The organism is Ahrensia marina (assembly GCF_042140245.1).
GTDB lineage: Bacteria > Pseudomonadota > Alphaproteobacteria > Rhizobiales > MH13 > MH13.
In genome coordinates this window covers 2,208,908-2,225,616 of the sequence record NZ_CP159483.1, presented here as the reverse complement: position 1 = coordinate 2,225,616, position 16,709 = coordinate 2,208,908, and the positions used below count along the sequence as shown (strand labels likewise).

The 16,709-nt window shown below is 56.6% G+C and carries 19 protein-coding genes; 4 read left to right on the top strand and 15 right to left on the bottom strand.

The annotated features are described in order from the left end of the window. Positions 1–41 precede the first annotated feature (41 nt). The 6 genes from ABWH92_RS10895 to ABWH92_RS10870 form a co-directional block, all read right to left on the bottom strand. Entirely contained in the window at positions 42–464 is a 423-nt protein-coding gene (locus tag ABWH92_RS10895) for a YbjN domain-containing protein (RefSeq protein WP_375568251.1), read from the bottom strand. Between the two features lie 168 nt (positions 465–632). Next, the gene (locus ABWH92_RS10890) at positions 633–1,103 is read right to left on the bottom strand and encodes a hypothetical protein (RefSeq protein ID WP_375568249.1); all 471 of its coding nucleotides are present in this window, start codon (positions 1,101–1,103) and stop codon (positions 633–635) included. Positions 1,104–1,159: 56 nt separating this feature from the next. Further along, on the bottom strand, positions 1,160–1,744 hold the full coding sequence (locus ABWH92_RS10885) for an MOSC domain-containing protein (RefSeq protein ID WP_375568248.1): 585 nt from the start codon (positions 1,742–1,744) through the stop codon (positions 1,160–1,162). Between the two features lie 4 nt (positions 1,745–1,748). Next, a complete protein-coding gene (ettA, locus tag ABWH92_RS10880) occupies positions 1,749–3,398 on the bottom strand; it encodes an energy-dependent translational throttle protein EttA (protein WP_375568246.1) in 1,650 nt (549 codons plus the stop codon). A gap of 93 nt (positions 3,399–3,491) precedes the next feature. Continuing rightward, a complete protein-coding gene (locus ABWH92_RS10875; RefSeq protein WP_375568244.1) occupies positions 3,492–4,037 on the bottom strand; it encodes a hypothetical protein in 546 nt (181 codons plus the stop codon). Between the two features lie 71 nt (positions 4,038–4,108). Continuing rightward, entirely contained in the window at positions 4,109–5,407 is a 1,299-nt protein-coding gene (locus ABWH92_RS10870) for a sulfite oxidase (RefSeq protein WP_375568243.1), read from the bottom strand. A gap of 241 nt (positions 5,408–5,648) precedes the next feature. Here ABWH92_RS10870 and ABWH92_RS10865 point away from each other — a divergent pair, with 241 nt between their 5' ends. Further along, complete coding sequence (locus ABWH92_RS10865; protein WP_375568242.1) at positions 5,649–6,050, top strand: DUF3307 domain-containing protein; 402 nt, start codon at positions 5,649–5,651, stop codon at positions 6,048–6,050. Here the strand turns inward: ABWH92_RS10865 and ABWH92_RS10860 are convergent. Continuing rightward, entirely contained in the window at positions 6,047–6,403 is a 357-nt protein-coding gene (locus ABWH92_RS10860; RefSeq protein ID WP_375568240.1) for a hypothetical protein, read from the bottom strand. The two genes, ABWH92_RS10865 and ABWH92_RS10860, sit on opposite strands and share 4 nt — an antisense overlap. 53 nt (positions 6,404–6,456) lie before the next feature. Continuing rightward, positions 6,457–7,206 carry a DUF2259 domain-containing protein gene (locus ABWH92_RS10855; RefSeq protein ID WP_375568238.1) on the bottom strand — a complete coding sequence of 250 codons (750 nt, stop codon included), beginning with the start codon at positions 7,204–7,206 and terminating at the stop codon, positions 6,457–6,459. Between the two features lie 35 nt (positions 7,207–7,241). Between ABWH92_RS10855 and ABWH92_RS10850 the strand changes: the two genes are divergently transcribed. Both ABWH92_RS10850 and parA read left to right on the top strand, forming a co-directional pair. Then, positions 7,242–8,057 (top strand): class I SAM-dependent DNA methyltransferase, encoded by an 816-nt coding sequence (locus ABWH92_RS10850; protein WP_375568237.1) that lies wholly within the window; start codon positions 7,242–7,244, stop codon positions 8,055–8,057. Between the two features lie 89 nt (positions 8,058–8,146). After that, a complete protein-coding gene (gene parA / locus ABWH92_RS10845) occupies positions 8,147–8,791 on the top strand; it encodes a ParA family partition ATPase (protein WP_375568235.1) in 645 nt (214 codons plus the stop codon). Here parA and ABWH92_RS10840 read toward each other — a convergent pair. Then, complete coding sequence (locus tag ABWH92_RS10840; protein ID WP_375568233.1) at positions 8,788–9,762, bottom strand: phosphotransferase enzyme family protein; 975 nt, start codon at positions 9,760–9,762, stop codon at positions 8,788–8,790. The genes parA and ABWH92_RS10840 overlap by 4 nt on opposite strands. Positions 9,763–10,036: 274 nt before the next feature. On the opposite strand from ABWH92_RS10840, the gene ABWH92_RS10835 reads away from it, so the two are divergent. Then, a complete protein-coding gene (locus ABWH92_RS10835) occupies positions 10,037–10,921 on the top strand; it encodes a transglutaminase N-terminal domain-containing protein (RefSeq protein ID WP_375568231.1) in 885 nt (294 codons plus the stop codon). On the opposite strand, the gene ABWH92_RS10830 is transcribed toward ABWH92_RS10835, so the two are convergent. The 6 genes from ABWH92_RS10830 to ABWH92_RS10805 all read right to left on the bottom strand — a co-directional run bounded on the left by ABWH92_RS10830 (position 10,906) and on the right by ABWH92_RS10805 (position 16,683). Next, positions 10,906–11,805: a TIM barrel protein gene (locus ABWH92_RS10830; protein ID WP_375568229.1), complete on the bottom strand. Its 900-nt coding sequence runs from the start codon at positions 11,803–11,805 to the stop codon at positions 10,906–10,908. The genes ABWH92_RS10835 and ABWH92_RS10830 overlap by 16 nt on opposite strands. 68 nt (positions 11,806–11,873) lie before the next feature. After that, entirely contained in the window at positions 11,874–12,803 is a 930-nt protein-coding gene (locus tag ABWH92_RS10825) for an ROK family protein (RefSeq protein WP_375568227.1), read from the bottom strand. Continuing rightward, positions 12,796–13,647 (bottom strand): alpha/beta fold hydrolase, encoded by an 852-nt coding sequence (locus tag ABWH92_RS10820; protein ID WP_375568226.1) that lies wholly within the window; start codon positions 13,645–13,647, stop codon positions 12,796–12,798. The genes ABWH92_RS10825 and ABWH92_RS10820 overlap by 8 nt, the downstream gene beginning before the upstream one ends. Continuing rightward, positions 13,644–14,465 carry a sugar phosphate isomerase/epimerase family protein gene (locus ABWH92_RS10815; RefSeq protein ID WP_375568224.1) on the bottom strand — a complete coding sequence of 274 codons (822 nt, stop codon included), beginning with the start codon at positions 14,463–14,465 and terminating at the stop codon, positions 13,644–13,646. The genes ABWH92_RS10820 and ABWH92_RS10815 overlap by 4 nt, the downstream gene beginning before the upstream one ends. After that, the gene (locus ABWH92_RS10810) at positions 14,465–15,538 is read right to left on the bottom strand and encodes a Gfo/Idh/MocA family protein (RefSeq protein ID WP_375574237.1); all 1,074 of its coding nucleotides are present in this window, start codon (positions 15,536–15,538) and stop codon (positions 14,465–14,467) included. The genes ABWH92_RS10815 and ABWH92_RS10810 overlap by 1 nt, the downstream gene beginning before the upstream one ends. Then, positions 15,535–16,683 (bottom strand): ABC transporter ATP-binding protein, encoded by a 1,149-nt coding sequence (locus tag ABWH92_RS10805; protein ID WP_375568223.1) that lies wholly within the window; start codon positions 16,681–16,683, stop codon positions 15,535–15,537. Before ABWH92_RS10805 ends, ABWH92_RS10810 begins: the two co-directional genes overlap by 4 nt. Between the last annotated feature and the right edge of the window lie 26 nt (positions 16,684–16,709).

Sequence of the window (16,709 nt, the reverse complement as noted above, 5' to 3'; positions counted from 1 at the left end):
TGGCGGATGACGTTTGGCCCGCTTATGTCCGCACAGATGGCTTAATCGACGAACTCGTAATCGCCATCATCGATGAAACGAACAAACTCCGCGACAGAGCGATCCCAGATATCAAGATAGGCGGCGAACGCTGAACGGCTCATGGCCTCATCGTGGAACAAAAAGTCCATTTCCAGGATCGCTGAGTTAACGTCGGCTGTGTAAAGCTTGGTCCAACGCTGCTCAGTGTTCCAATTGTTCATCGCTTCAAAAGATGCGCGACCCGAACTCATGCGCTGCGCTCGCAGAGACAGCGATGTGCACGCTTCGTGCTCGGTGCAACCATAAAAAATGATGTTGTAGTCGACGTTGTCGACACTGGTTTCAATGAAAGGATCGTTGAACTCATCAACCGTGACGATGGCCGTCTGTCCACGATCACGCAGCAGCTTGGCAATGCTGGCCGGATCCTGAGAGGAAATCATTTGCGCGCTGGCCACAACAGGCGACAAGCATAGCGCACCCACCATGAAACAGAAGACCCGCAGCCGCCTGGTCGCTTTATTCACATACTGATTGCAACATTCATCATTCATCGCCGCACACTGAACCAACCGCTTTTCCTACTCAACCGACGCCTTGGCAGAACATCGCTAGCTTTCAGCTGGTGTGCAACGCTGCAGTGGACCAACGTCCCAAGGTGCTGAAACGAAGGCGTCTTCACCCAGTGCCCACCATCGCATGGAAATCGACGATCCGTTCTGGGTGATGTCGATCTCCCACGGGCGTTCAATGGCATCTTCGCCACAGAGAACCCACACGCGAAAACCCTCTTCACCTGGGAAAACTTCCATCACACGACAGTAAAAGAACCAGCGAGACAACCAGTGGCCATTAATGCGGTAGGGCGCATCGCGCACATGTGAAACGGTTGTATCAGGCCCAGCGGCATCCTGCGCAGCGCATTGTTCTGGGGTACCCCAGTCACCCTCCAGCTCAGTTGGTGCAAGGGTTTGCGCCGTTGCGGGCAAAACAAACCCTACAGCCGACATCACAATCCAAAAAGCCAGAACGCAATAGCGTGCGAAAACGGTGTGCATCACGTCTTCTGGTGTAAGCGACATATCAGAAAGCGTACAGCCAACGGGTGGTCACACTTGCGCGAGCGCCCAGAGGGTTTCTAGCCTTCCCAGATCCACTGCTCTGGCACCTGGACGGTGACGGTTTCGCCCGCCGTGATGGTGCCCGGCTTTTCCACCCAACCAACCAGACCACGTTTGCCAACCGCTTTCTTGGGAAAAGCCAGAGCCAGCGCCTTTGGATTATGCTCAGGGTAGCGCTCGGCAATGCTTTCGCCGGCAAAACGGCACGGGGCATTCTGACCATCCACTTTGATGGTCGCCCCACCTTCAAAGAAGAGCAGACAACGCGGTGGAAGCTTGGAAAGATCCTTCGCGCCTGCAAGCACGATGTTCGCGCCGATCCATTCCGGCTCGATCTTGTCCAGCTTCATGGCAGCAGCTGCATCGGCCAGCTCAGTGCGGCAGAGGATGGACAGCTGGCGCTCATTGCGCATTTCTGTGCCGCGCTTGTACCAAGGCTCCCGCCCACCAGACTGACGGGTCAACCCGCCATGGCGGTCCCCGGCAATGCCTTCATAGGTGAGATCAAGACTCTCAACCGGCGAGGACACAAAACCCTCGCCCAAGGCCGCAAACAGTCCATCAACCCGCGCTTCGAAACGTTTGGCGTTGTAGATGGACATCGCCTTACCTGGTCAGCCTTTTATACGTCACCCGTTTCGGGTTCACGCTTTCTGGGCCGAGGCGGCGGATCTTGTCCTGCTCATAGTCATGGAAATTGCCCTCAAACCATTCCACATGGCTGTCGCCTTCGAAGGCAAGCATGTGCGTGGCAAGACGGTCGAGGAACATGCGATCGTGCGAGATCACCACCGCGCAGCCGCCATACTCTTCCAGCGCATCTTCCAGCGCGGCGAGCGTTTCCGTATCCAGATCGTTGGTCGGCTCATCGAGCAGCAGAACGTTCGCGCCTGACTTCAAGATTTTGGCCAAATGCACCCGATTGCGCTGACCACCCGAGAGCGTGCCCACCGGTTGCTGCTGATCGCCACCCTTGAAATTGAAGCTGGAGCAGTACGCGCGCGAATTGATCTCTTTGGTGCCGAGTTTGATGATTTCATCGCCGCCTGAAATCTCTTCCCAAACGGTCTTTTTGGGGTCGAGCGCATCACGGCTTTGATCGACATAGCCAAGTTTTACGGTCTCACCGATGGTGACTGTGCCAGAGTCTGGTTGTTCTTGGCCCGTGATCATTTTGAACAGCGTGGTCTTACCAGCGCCGTTCGGTCCGATGATCCCAACAATGCCGCCAGGTGGTAGGTTGAAATTGAGATCCTCAATCAGAAGCTTGTCGCCAAAACCTTTGGAAAGACCTTCCGCTTTGATGACATTGTTGCCCAAACGCTCGGCCACCGGAATAACAATCTGCGCTGCGCTGGGTGCGCGCGCTTCTGCCTTTTGCAGAAGCTCATCATAAGCGTTGATGCGCGCTTTGGATTTGGTCTGGCGGGCCTTTGGGCTTGCAGCGATCCATTCGCGTTCGCGTTCCAGGGCTTTCTGGCGCGAGGCCTCCTCGCGACCTTCTTGCGCCATACGCTTGGCTTTGGCCTCTAAGTAGGCAGAGTAATTGCCTTCGTAGGGAATGCCCCTGCCGCGATCGAGCTCAAGGATCCAACCAGTCACATTGTCCAGGAAGTAGCGATCATGGGTGATGATCAACACGGCGCCTGGATATTCGCGCAAATGCTTTTCAAGCCACGCTGTGGTTTCCGCGTCCAAATGGTTGGTTGGCTCGTCGAGCAGGATCAAATCTGGCTGCGACAGCAGCAACTGGCAGAGCGCCACGCGGCGCTTTTCGCCGCCCGACAAATGCTCCACCGATGCATCGCCAGCGGGACAGCGCAGGGCATCCATCGCCTGCTCAACTTGGCTTTCCAGATCCCAAAGATTTTGACTATCGATCAAGTCTTGAAGCTGCGCGCCCTCCTCCGCTGTCTCGTCGGAGTAGTTCATCATCAGCTCATTGTAGCGGTCGAGGATCGCCTTTTTGTCCGCCACGCCCAGCATGACATTTTCCATGCATGTTAGGCTTTCATCGAGCTGCGGCTCCTGTGGCAGATAGCCAACCGTCTTGCCGTCAGCCAACCAAGCTTCGCCGGTGAATTCTTTGTCGAGACCAGCCATGATCCGCAGCACCGTGGACTTACCGGCACCATTCGGCCCCAGAATGCCGATCTTGGCATCCGGGTAGAATTGGAGATGGATGTTATCGAGAACTTTCTTGGCGCCGTACGCCTTGGAAAGACCTGACATGTGATAGATGAATTGCCGCGCCATAAACGCCCCGCACTGACCGAGAAAGAGGGATAGACCCGCCTTCTAATCGGCGTTGCAGCGCTGTGCAAACATCAATCGCGCATGGCGTGCTCTTTATCGCTCCGACGAGAAATGCGTTTGCAAATAAGCAAGGATCGTCTCACGCGCTTCAGGTCCATAGTCGGGCATGTTCTGGTCCGAAATCATCCAGTCCCAAAGATACTCCCAACGCGCATCGGTCAGCCGCTGCTGAGCAAAGGTCTGGGCCGAATGACAGGCGGTGCAAGAATAATAGGTGTCTTCAACACCGGGCGTATCAGGCAAATTGCCAAGATCAGGACGCAGCGCGATTTGCTCTTCACCGGTTTGAGGCGTGACAACCATAGGGTTGAGAATGCCGCCACCAGGGGGCATCGGATTGGGCATGACGGGGTTTGGCATCGCGCTCGGCCCCGTAACAGGCGCTGTCAGCGTTGGCGTCATGGGATTGGGTGACAAGGGTGTGACCGTCATCGGGTTCGCAAGCGGCACCATAGGATTGGGAATAGCACTGGCCATTGGATCAGGAACTGCAGACTGGCCCAAAGCAGAGACTGTCCCACCAACCATCATCAACACCGTCGCAAGGGTTCGCCCCACGCGCACACTCAGAAACGTCATCGCACATGCCTGCATTTTGAGAGAGAAACCCGCAGCCCAGCTAAACCGGGCTGCGAGCAAGGGTGGAGAACCTAGGCAGCTACCACAGCGATCCGATGGATCATGTTGTTGCCATAACCACGTGGGTTCCAACCTGGCGTGGTTGGCGGTTGCGTGCGCCCTTGGTCATCGGTGGCACGCACCCACACCTCGTAATAGCCAGCCTGCGGCACGGTGATTGAAGCGGTGAAATGCTGCCAAGCAAAACGGTTGCGCGGCGCACCAAGCGATGCTGGCTGCCATGTCTGGCCGAAGTCGATAGATGTTTCCACCGCTTCCACCTCGCCGTCGGCCCAGGCATGGCCACGCACCGAAAACGCACGATCCACTTGCGTACCGGTAGCTGGATTGGTGATCAGCGACTTCACCGGCATGGTGTCCATGATCACCATGTCTTCCTCAGGCACTTCTGTGCCCGGGGCGACAGGATAGGCCGGCAGGCGATACGAATAGCCACCCATTTTAGCCCCGTCATGCACCTGATCGCGCACCCAAATACGGTCAAGCCATTTTTGCGAAGCCGACCCTGGATAGCCCGGCACAACCAACCGCAGCGGGAAGCCGTGAATGCCCGGCAAGTCGCCACCATTCATGCCAAAGGCTATCAAAGAATCTTCTTCTAGTGCTTTCTCGATGGGCACGCCGCGCGAGATGGACTCTTTCTCGGGATCGCCGGAAAGATGCGGATCATTGCCGTAGTGAGCGGTGTAGACAGCACTCGGTCGAACACCAGCACTGTTGAGCACATCCCGCAGCCGAACACCGGTCCATTCAGGACAGCCAATAGCACCGGTGGTCCACTGATTGCCCGATGCACCAGGATTGAAGAAGGCACGGCCATTGCCGCCACACTCCAAAATCAACTGGCGCGTCACGACCTCGTAATTGTTGCGCAGATCATCGAGGGTCAACGTGAGTGGCGTCTCGACCTCGCCATCGACGGTCAAGGTCCAGCCAGAGGCATCCATGGTGAAGGCTTGCTCAGGGACCATGCCATTGTTACGCACAAACAGGCGACTGGCGGGCGTGATGTTGTCGTCCAAGAGGTGGGCTGGCGTCTCTGCGTTCACGGGACGCTCATTGAGGATGGTTACACCATCCTTGTCGGCCATCGCCTCCATATCGACGCCCTGTGCATGGGCCAAACCGACGGGTTGATAGCCTTCCGGCAGATAGCGCCCGAAGGGAATACCGACACCCATCATGGCGGTGAGAGCGGCCAAACTGGTGCCCTTCAAAAACGCGCGACGACCGCCTTCGACAGGCGTTTCATCGACAGAACGCTGATCTTCATCCGATGCGACAGGCAACTGCTTATCTTCAAAATCCATGGGTCGATCCTCCGTTTGGTTGCTACCCTCTTCTTGGGGACATTGTTTTTATTCGTAATATTACCAAGGTACCGCTGTGATGACCGCCGTCAATACCAACGCAGATGGCGTCAGCTTTCTTGAGTTAGCGAGAACGTTGCATTTGAAATCCACCTAAATGTGACCTACGTCACCGCTTGCCTTCGCCGCCGCGTCTAAACTGATTGCGCGGCACCACATCTCACCACTTGGCCTGATCTATATGCTCCTTGATCCCATCGCCGCTTTGGCGATCCTTCTTGGCCTGCAAGCCAAACATTTCCTGTTCGACTTTGTGTTCCAAAGTGATTGGCAGGTTCGTAACAAAGGGCATTACGGACACCCTGGCGGGCTGGTGCACGCCGGGCTGCATGCGCTTGGTGCGCTGGCTGTGGGTGTAGTTGCAGCGATGTTTGGGGTTATCGGCCTGGCCACTGCACTCATCCTGGCACTCGCCGACGGCCTCATCCACTATCACATAGACTGGGCAAAAGCGCAGATAGCACGCCGCATGAAGCTAACGCCGGATCGTCATGGATTTTGGATTGCCCTGGGCGCTGACCAGGCTGCCCACCACGTTACGTACATTGGCCTGGTCACATGGCTGGCGTTGACGGTTGGCTAGCCACCAACAAGCAGTCCAACTGTCAGGCCAATCAACAAAACGAGCACAAGGACGATCCAAATGGCAGGTTGTTTGAGCGCTGTTTTCAACGCATCTAATGGTGACGGCGCCAGATGTGGCGGTTCAAAATCACCCGTTTGGGCTTCAAGAGCGCGGTTTAAGAAATCCACCTGCGCTTCATTCAAGCCAGCCTGAAACTGCGCCAGATAGCGTTCGCGCTCATCGCCGCTCACTTGGCCCTTGTCCAAACTTTGTTCCAGCCGAGCCCGCGAACGCTCGAAAAACACAGCAAGATCGTCCACGGAACGTGGCGGCGCTTTTTCCAAAGCGTCGAGAAGCATTTTTTTGAACACGCAGTAACAAGCCTTCTACCCCACCGACCCTTACGCTGCCGGTTCCCACACCATTAGAAGGATAAATCGAACGGAACTGCAAGAAAGCGCCGATCCAAACCTTCAAACCCCAGTTGATAAACACTGATCAAGGCAACAGCACGGCCAGGGTCACGATCAAAGGGCGTTATGATGGCTGCGATGCCGTAATGGGCTGGACAAGCGCGTGAGTAAGGCAAACGATCGTCGCGATGGATGGTCTGTTCAGCGAAGCCCTCCACCTGCAAGGTGAGCATGAAACCCGCTGTTTCGACCATATCAAAGCAGTCGCGGGGGCTCGCCATGGGCAATCTTTCAAGGCGCATCGTTCTTGGCGGATCAATAGGCGTGAGAATAGGGCGTGGATTAAAGGTCAGACGGCGCTCTTGGTCTCCCTCTTCCATTGGCGTTGTTGCTGCCAGGGTCCGAAACGCAGCACTGATATGGAGGCGATCAAGGTGCGGCTCAGCATCGGCCATCGCTTCGGCACGCACATCAAAGAGGCGCTCTGTCTCATCGACGCCACGTTTTCTGATCGGGGTTCCCGGCACCCAGCGATCATTCTCCAGGTCTATGACAAAGACTTCAGAATAGGCAAAACCTGACCCATCCTGAACACCGAACTGTTCGAACGCAAAGTAGCGTCCGTCCACGGAGTACCCGATGATGTTGGCCTCGGCCAACTCCGCAGCATTGGCCTGAACAGCGACGACACCAAAAAACGCTAGAAAAACCGCAAAGCTCCTGCGTAGAAGGTGCCGCAGATAAGGTTCAACACGGAACATGGCGTTTTCCTTTGCTGGAACACGACGAGGTTAGCATGACAGACACGCCCATCGACTGGGATGCCATGGACGCGCTTTACGATGAGGCACGTCAAGCCGATGTGACGGGCAACACAGAGCAAGCTGTTACGCTCTACCAGCAATTGATGGTGAACGACCCGGACGATCATCTGGGCGTCTCGCTACGTTTGGCCAAACTCACCGGCGAGCACCCTGCAAAGGCACCGAACGCCTATGTGGCGGCACTTTTCGATCAAACGGCTGATCGTTTCAACGCGATCCTGGTCGACGAGTTGGGCTACAACGTGCCGTTGTTGATCGCTGATGGGTTGAAGGCTCTGACGCTTGGCCCTTTTGAAACCTGGCTTGACCTTGGCTGCGGCACAGGCCTTTGCGCCATGGCGTTGGAAGATGTCACCGTCAAACGAACCGGCGTTGACCTCGCCCCGACAATGATCGAGATCGCCGATGAGCTTGAAATCTACAACGATCTGTATGTTGGCGAAGCGGTTGCTTTTTTGCGCTCACAAGAAGCGGTCGGCCCCTACAACCTGATCACCGCCGCCGATGTCCTGCCCTATCTGGGTGATCTTGATCCTCTGTTCACAGCGCTTAGCGATGTGACGGCACCAGGGTCGGTGCTTGCCTTCTCCAGCGAACACTTGCCCGGCGATGCCTGGGATTTTCAGGTCGGCGAACACAAACGCTTTGCCCATTCCTCCGCTTGCTTGGTGCGCACCTTAAAAAAGCATGGCTGGAAACCGCTGCGCATAGACCGCATCACGGTACGCTTGGAGCAAGACGTGCCGGTACCTGGCGAACTGGTCATCGCACAGCGCATCGAGGCATGAATTCCCCACCCTTGTTATTTTGTGCACTGCAACATAAACTCACCGACCAACGGAATCGCACGCGCTGATGGAAGCGTTGGAGAGGTATCATGGCCGGATTGATCATCACTGTTGCGCAGCAAAAAGGCGGCTCTGGAAAGACCACCATGTCCGCGCATTTGGCCACGGCACTTGCCTATTCAGGGATGAGCGTAGCGATCCTCGATTGCGACCCCCAAGGCAGTCTCGGCGAATGGTTTGAGGCGCGCGAGCAAGCACTCGGTGAGGATGAAACCGGCCTGACCTTCCGCACAGCATCAGGCTGGGGTGCTCGCCGCGAAGCACGCAATTTGGCAGGCAGCCATGATGCTGTGGTCATTGACACGCCTCCCAAAACCGACACCGAAGCGCGACCAGCCATCGAAGCAGCAACGCTGGTTGTCGTGCCCGTCCAGCCCTCACCTATGGATGTTTGGGCCTGCGGCTCAACGATTGCACTGGCAGGCAAAGAACGAACCCCTGCCCTGCTGGTGCTCAACCGCGTGCCGCCACGAGCTGCGATCACCGAAGAAATGGCAGACGCACTCAGCGAGATCGACGCACCGCTTGCCAAAACGCGTATCGGCAATCGTGTTGGTTTCGCAGGCGCGATGAAGCAAGGCCTGGTGATCATGGACACCGATCGATCAGGCAAAGGCGCCAAGGAAATGGAAGCGCTGCGCGCTGAAGTGATGAAAGAAGCGCGGGCGGTCTAACCCAAATAGGCTTGTGCCAAACGGACAGTGCCTTCGGCAAACCCACGCCCATAAAGCGCATCGGTATCATTGCCCGCACGGCTGGCCAGCCACGCAGTCAGCAACAAACGCCGCGCCAGGATCATGGCTGGCAAGATAGCCTCATCCTCATCACCAAAAGGCGCGACAGTGCGATAGCCTTTAAGCCAGGCATTCTGGAGTGTGGGCACAGCCTCATCCTCTTCATGGAAGCTGATCGCCGCAGCAAAATCGTAAGCGAACCAGCTGAACCCACAATCATCAAAGTCGATCACGGCCAACCGGTTGCCATCATCAAGCAGGTTGGCAACCCTTAGATCGCCGTGGATCAGGCCAAACCGGTCCGGCCCATCACCATAGTCGTCCAGGGTGGAGCGCAGATGTTTCTCCAAACCTTCCAACAGAGCGATATCTTTGCTTTGATCGTAAGCTGCACGCCAATCGCCCCAGATGGGACGAGCGCCAAACATCAGATCAAAGTCCCAGCGTTTGCGGACAAACCCATCAGGCCTAGCCCAGCCCCTCGCGTGTTGGTGAAGCCGGGCGTTGATCATACCAAGCTCTTCAAAACGATCGGCTAAGTGGTGCCCAACCTTCGGTTCCTCGCCCTCAAGAAACGAAAACGCGCTCACCCAATGCCGCTGACCGTCAAGCTCTACAGCACTTAACCTCTCACCATCCTGGCGAGCGATTGGAACGGCGGTGGTTACAGTGCCGCTGTCATGCAGGCCAGCAATCCAGTCCAACTCGCTGAGAATCTCGCTCCGGTCGTGGTACCCAGCACGATGCACCCTCAGAACCAGCTTTTGGCCTCCAGAGCCCGCGCAATAGGTGTGATTCTCAGAGACCGTGAGCCGGTCGAGAGCCTCCGACGTGCTTCGCCCATAGGATGGCAACAGCGCGCGCAACAAGGGCAAGAAGGGATCGCTTGTCAGCGTCGCTTGAGTCGGCACGGGCTTTGGATATCTTCACGTTGGTTCGCGGCATCGGCGCCGGAGTGACCTGTTCAAACATGTCCTCCAGCGCACGGTCACCTTCTAATGCCTGGGCCTTCGTCTCGTCCAGTTCCAAGACCAGTTGCGCATCACCCAAACCAAAACCACAAAGACCACACATCGTCGCTATCCTTTCGTGCGAAGCGCATGCCAAAACGCAAGTTCAGCTTCCCACGCGTGCAAGCTAGCGCTACATCCGCATACCCCACATTGAGGTTCATCAAGCCGCGCCATGCGTTTCAGTATCACCCACCAAACGCGCTACCAGTTCTCGCAACCGGTGGACCTTCACACCCACCGTGCCATGTTACGTCCGCGGGATGGCCACCACCTACGCGTGGTCAACGCCACCCTTACGCTGTCGCCCAACGCACCAGTGGTTTGGTCATTCGATGTTTTTGGCAACTCCATTGCGACCATCGCGTTTAGCGGATCGTCTCAGGAACTGATTGTCACCTCAACTTTGGACCTGGAACGCTTTCCGTCACTGCCTGAAAACCTGGTTGTTGATGGCCGCCAAGCTCCTTATCCAATTCAGTACAGCCCTGAAGATCGACGCGATCTGGCAACGCTCATTTTGATGGATGATGAGCATGCAGCAGCGGACCTGCAAAACTGGATCGACACACGCGGCATCGCCAACAACAGCGATGGCCTACAGGTCGCCCGTAACCTGATGCAGGCTGTTTATGATGGCTTCACCTATGAGGCACGCTATGATGAAGGCACGCTGAAGCCGCTGGAGCTGTTGGCCCGCGGGGCCGGGACGTGCCGCGACTATGCCTTCTTCATGATGGAGGCCGCTCGCATTCTCGGTTTTGCAGCGCGTTTTGCTACAGGGTATCTTTATTCGCCAGCACTGGATGGCGGACAAGACGCGTATTCGGGTGCAGCAGCAACCCACGCCTGGGCAGAACTGTTCGTACCGGGCATTGGTTGGGTTGATTTCGACCCCACCAACAACCTCACTGGGACCGCCGACCTCATCAAAGTGGCCAGTGTGCGCAAACCATCACAAGCAATCCCACTGACGGGCAGCTTCACCGGACCGGCAGGCGTAGGCGGACCGCCAGAGGTGAGTGTCAGCGTTGCGCAGCGTGATTATGGCGTGCTTTGACCTGACCGTACCATCGAGGCTTCGATGTGGCTCACCATAGTGCGGTAGGCGTGGTCGGACAGCGCGACATTGTCAGTCCACATGTTACGCCAAATCGCAATATCATTGGAAAGCCCCTCATCAAGAACCTCTGATGAAAAGCTCTCAAAGGTGATCCAGCCCTTGTAGTCGATGTCTCGAAGTGCCGTGAAAGCACTGGCGAAATCGATTGACCCGGATCCAAGCGGCCCGCGATTGTTCTCACCGATATGAAAGTAGCCAAGCTTGTCACCGGCACGACGGAGCGCATCACCGATATCGCACTCTTCGATGTTCATGTGATACGTATCAAGATGCAGCTTCGGCCAGTCATGACCAATATCAGCAAGGAATTGTAGACCTTGATCGGTGGAGTTCAAAAGGTTCGTCTCGTAGCGATTGACGATCTCAAGCACCATCGGCACCTCGACCGCCTGCGCTTTATCGGCGATCCGACGAAGGGCATCGACAGCGTTCTGTCGTCCTTCTCGGGTGGGTGCCTTGGGGTACTTGCCAAGCGCTGAGTAAAGAATGCCGCCGAGCAGTTCCACATCGATATCTCGTGCCGCTGACACGGCAGTGTCTAGCATCTCTTCACCACGCCGCGCGATCTCAGCGTCAGGGTTGGAGATGTCTGCATCCCAAGCGAGGCCCATGGTGATGGCGCATTTCAGATCGTGTGCATCCAGTAGCTTGCGAAGCTTATCGGCGCTGATCATCGACGGGTCGAAGCGCGGCAGCTCGATCAATTCATAGCCAATACGGCGCGAATGCTCGAACGCGCGATTGAGGTAATCTTCATCCCACGACGCGGTCCAAACCAGCGCGTGGACACCAAGTTTATTGGGAAGATGGTCAGCAGTCATAATGCGTTCCTTCAAAGCGTTGGTAGGAAAAGTGGGCACCGATTTTCCGTCCGAAAACGCGACCAACCTTAGGCGTGCGCATGCAGCGCGGCGTGTTGAAAAGATGCCTCTCGCTCCGCCATCAACGCTTGCGCAGCATCGAGAACAGCGCGCCAGCCACGCGTTGCAAAACGGATATCAAGAGGGCGCTTGGGTGGAAGCGTGGCGCGCGCGCGGACTTGCTCAACCAGAGCCTCTCGTGGGTACCCGCGCATGTCCAAGACGCCGCCTCCAAGCACCAACGTTTCTGGGCAAAACATCAACAAGCTTGATGCGGTGGCAAAAGCCTGATCGCGCACGAAAGTTTCTAGATCATCGAGCAATGCTGGCGGACCTTCCTGTTCAAACAAGGCTTCCACCGGCACACCATAAGTCTCGGCAAGCTGGTTGAGACGCCGGCCCGAGGCGTAAACCTCCAAACTATCGGCCTTCAGTCCATCAAGCGGCTCTGCATCGCCATGGATAGGCATATGCCCAATCTCCAAGGCCCATCCAGCGCCGCGAAACACTTGATCGTTTTCGATCAAAGCTGCGCCAACCCCAGTGCCGAAAAAAATGCCGAGCACGCTATCGGTCCCTTGTGCCACACCACTCGCCCGCTCACCTTGCAGCAGCAGCACAGCATCACGTTCTAAAGTCACAGGAACGCCAAGGCGTTTGGAAAGCCCTGAAGAAAGAGAAACGCCGTTGAGTTCAGGAAGATTGGCAGCATAGAGCACGCGATCAAAGTCGCGGTCCACAAACCCTGGCACAGTCATCACAACAGCGTCAAAGGCCAACGCATGGTTTTTCGCAAAGGTCTGGAAGATGGTTTCAAATGCACCCAGGGGATCGGCGCACCGCAGTTCATGCGATGAAACACGCTGGCTAAAAGGCGCTGGCGCTCCGTCCAACACCGCGCTGAGCTTCATGGATGTACCGCCCACATCTGCGACCAAGATCGTCCCGTGATCAGTCATTGGCAAACGCCGACGCCGGTGTTGCAACCGCACTTTCTGCGCTTTCCACGCTGTGCAGAAAACGCTGAACGGCTGATGAAAACTCAGAGGCATAACGCTCTTTGCTGGTGCTTTTCGGCGTGATTTCAACAAGCTCAGACCCAGGCGTCGCATCAGCAATGGCCCGTGCCATCGACAATGGGTGGATGGCATCCAGCTCATGGCCAATCACCTGCACTGGCAATCGCAAAGCCTGATAGTCGGCGAACGAAATACCTGGACCATCAACCGCAAGGCGTGAAAGCAACGCGACTGTTGAGAAAGGGTCAGATCGATCAAACTGCCCAAGCAATGAAGTCGCGTTGTCGGGCGAGGCGGCCTTCAGCGCAGCATAAGGCTCGCTGGCTGCAAAACGTTCACGCCCCCCCTCTACCCCATGGGCATCAAGAAAGGCCGCAGCCACAGCAAAGATCGCCATATTGTCCGGCGCCGCACGGTCAAACCAAGCAGGACGCGCCACACACAGAGAGCGGGAACGCAACGGGTTGAGCACCGCAAACCGCGTAGCGATGGCAGCGCCCATAGAAATACCACCAACATGGGCGCTGGCGATGCTCAAATGGTCCATCAGGGCCAAAAGGTCATCAGCGAAGGTGGCGATGGAAAGCTCGCTGGGGTCGCCCAAGTCGCTGGCCCCATGGCCACGACACTCCAACGCGATACGACGAAAGCCGTCATAACTGCCCATAACGTCGAAAGGCTGGTCAGCGCTGGCGCCAAGGCCATGCTGGAAAATCAACGCTGGCCCCTCGCCTTCATCGCGATAGGACAAGGTGAGTCCCTGATGATCGAAGGTTCGCATCATGCCAATTGCTCCGAAAGGAACATGGCAACACCCGGCGCATCGGCCGCCGATAGACCATGGGTGATCAGCGGGCCATTGAACCCAACGGTGCGCAGCCCTTTGAGGAAAAAGGGATAATCGAGAACACCCTGCCCTGCGGTGGTGAAGCCTCCATCAGCTGTACGATCCTTGGCGTGGGCCATGCCTATATGCCCGGCCAATCGCTCCAGCGCTTCCGCAACGATGTGCTGTTGCTCGTCCAGCGAAGCGATCTCAAAGAGATTGGCCGGATCAAAGACAATCGTGATGGCGTCGGACTGAACCTCATCAATCAACCGTTTGGCTGCCTCGGCGCTGTTGATAACATTGGCCAATTCCGGCTCAACACCGAGCCTCACACCAGCCTCTTCAGCCACCGGCAACAATTGCTCCATGGCCGCCAACAGGTCCATCCAAGCCTCAGGCATCTGGTTGTCTGGGTGATCGGCCCACTGATCGTCCGCATTGCGCGATCCCGTGCACAGAGTCACGACGGGTGCCTGGATGGCGGGGGCTGAGCGAATGACAGTCTTGAGATTGTCGATGCCTTGCTGACGGACAACCACATCCGGATGGATCAAATTCACTGTGCCCGACACCGCCGCCATCTGAAGGCCATGCGCATCCATGGCATGGGCCACATCAGCCTGCGCGTCGTCAGGAATTGTGCCTGGCACAGATGCGAGTCCCGAACACGCCCAATTGTGTTGAACAGCGGCAAATCCAGCAGATTTCACCGATGCAAAAACAGTATCAGGGTCACTGCCTGGGAAGGTTTTGGCGAAGATACCGATCTGCATCAGACCGCTCCACCTGCCGTTGCCACATCCACTGGCTGACCGGTTGCAACGGACTGACGGATCGCCGCCATCACCCTCACGCTCTGTACGCCATCCACAATGCCAGCCGCTTGCGTGCTTTCACCGCGCGCACCACGCACAAAACCCTCCACCTGACGGCGGAAAAAGTGGCCATCAGCACCCAGAACGCGCGTGGTGCTGGCTGTGGCTTCATCAAAGATGTCGACTTCAGAAGACCGGTAGTACCAAGGGTTGTAAGTCTTCGCGAGGATGGCGCCGTGCTCACCATACATCTGGAAGCCCTCATGCCAATCCATACGCACAGCGACGGTCAGATCCATATGTCCAAGCGCGCCACTGGCAAACTCCACATCCACAAACCAGCAATAAGCACCGAACTTCTCTGAGAGACGTGCCGAAACGTTTATGATCTCGCCCGCCAGATGCCGCATCAGATCAACCAGGTGCGAGCCATGCGCGAGCATGAAATAGCTTTGCTTGTCAGCTTTGGGATCACCTGCAGGTTTCTTGGCATTGGCAGAACGCACAGGCAGCGGCTGCACAGCATCGGTGTTGGTGTAGCGATGCGTTGAATCGCAGTACCAAGCTTTGAGGGCCTGAACCTCCCCCATCTTTTCGTCGATGAATGCCTTGGCCGCCTCAATACCTGGATCGAAACGCTTCATGTGACCAACTTGCAGATAGCCGCCAGTGCGCGCCACAGCGCCCTCAAGCTCCAAAACATCCTCAACGCTGATACCCAGCGGCTTCTCACTCAACACCGCTTTACCCGCTTCCAACGCCTTGATGGACATGGGGACATGAAATGGGTCGGACGTTGCGATGATCACACCGTCCAGAAGAGGGTCGGCAAGCATCGCATCGTAGTCGGTGAACACCTGACCAGCATCATGGGTCACAGCCATCCGTGTGGCCAAGTCTTCGGCGACATCGCAGATCGCGTAAAGCTCAGCATTGCCGGCTTTCGCGCAGGCCTCAAAATGACCAAATTGAGCAATCGGTCCGGCGCCCAAGACACCGATCCGGAAGGGGGGAGTTTCTTCCATTGTCAGGCTGCTTGCGTCTCTTGGGGCTGGTTGGTTTCGTCCACATGGGCGATGCGCTGTTCGCTCAAAGCATCAAAAAGGAGAGCTTTGGAAAGGTCCGCTTTGAACCGGTAGCTTTGCCCGGCTTGAACATCAGCATCACCGGAGAGCGAGGCGTGGAACTCTGTGCCATCCACCTCAAACAATGCCAGCGTTGCCGGACCGGTAGGTTCGGTCACATCGATGCTGCGATCAAACTCCCAGCCTTGATCGATACGACTATCGTGCGCAACTTCTGAGGCCAAATGAACGGCTTCAGGACGAATGCCCACCAGCACCTCCTGCCCTTCGCGCAGGCCGGAGACGTCCACATGGCGCGGCACGGCAACCTTTTCAGTGCCATGATCGACAACCCAGGCAGCGCCATCTTTTTTGATGGTGCCTTTGAGTAGGTTCATGGCAGGCGAGCCCATGAACGTCGCAACAAAGGTGTTAGACGGACGATCGTAAATGTCTTTCGGCGCACCGAACTGTTGGATGATACCACCCTTCATCACCGCTATCTTCGTCGCCATGGTCATGGCTTCGATCTGATCATGGGTGACATACACAATGGTTGCACCAAGGCGCTGATGCAGCTTCTTGATCTCAACGCGCATGTCCACACGCAGCTTTGCATCAAGGTTCGAAAGCGGCTCATCGAACAGAAACACCTGCGGCTCTCGGACCAACGCTCTGCCCATCGCTACACGTTGGCGTTGACCGCCAGACAATTGGCTCGGGCGCCGGTTCAGAAGGTCGGTGATCTTTAAAAGCTCGGCCACTTCTTTGATGCGCTCAGTCCGTGTCGCCTTGGCGACCCCCGCCATTTCCAGAGAAAAGCCGATGTTCCGCTCCACCGTCATCGATGGGTAAAGCGCATAGGACTGGAACACCATCGCGATGTCTCGTTCCTTTGGCTGAAGATTGGACACATCGCGCCCAGCAATCACCACTTGGCCGGACGTTTGATTTTCCAAGCCAGCAATGATGTTGAGCAGCGTGGACTTCCCGCAACCGGAAGGACCAACCAGCACCAGAAAGTCCCCGGTGCCGATCTCCATATCGATGTCTTTGAGCACCTCTGTGGGGCCGAAGCTTTTCTTGATGTCCTGAACAGCAAGCGTGGTCATTGTGAGTATCCTTTTTGGCCCTAGGG